General features: G+C 51.6%; 1 pseudogene. It reads right to left on the bottom strand.

Going from position 1 to position 510, the window contains the following annotated elements:
- Positions 1–3 precede the first annotated feature (3 nt).
- Positions 4–510: pseudogene (locus GPK90_RS10050) on the bottom strand (relaxase/mobilization nuclease domain-containing protein); the annotation flags it as partial.

Genomic DNA, 510 nt, shown 5'->3' with positions numbered 1-510 from the left:
ACCTTAACGCTCCTTTTCCTGCTTTCTTCCCGGTTCGGTGTAGCCCATCAGAGTGTCAATGTTCGCTTTGATCGTGACGATCTCCTGCATATCCCGTCGTGCCTTTTGATATTCTCCATAGAGCTGTTTTTTCTTTGCTGTGAGCTTACAGCCTTCTTCCTTCAGCACATCCATTTTGGGGAGCTTCGCCCCGCCCAGCAGAGAGCGCATTTCCGCTTGTGCAGCCCGGTACAGTTCAAGGTCGGCCTCATGCTCCGCAAGGAATTTCCGGCTGTACTTCGTCGCCTTATACTGCTCAAAGACTGGGCGGGTTTTGGCATACTGAACCGTTGCGGCCTTTAGCCCGGCATTGGTTTTCATGGCCTGTTCCGTCTGCTTGACCTGTTCGGAAATAACATGGAAACGGTCTGCCGCCTCGGTGGCTTTCTTCGCCAACTGCTCATAATCGGTCAGGTTATTGTCCTGTATATAGGCAAGAGCGGCGGCCATCTGCTTAATGTTAAATACCTT

The sequence above is a fragment of the Clostridium sp. MCC344 genome (genome assembly GCF_018785365.1).
Lineage (GTDB): Bacteria > Bacillota > Clostridia > Lachnospirales > Lachnospiraceae > Pilosibacter.
The sequence above is the reverse complement of the archived record's forward strand: the minus strand, read 5'-3'. Positions and strand labels throughout refer to the sequence as shown.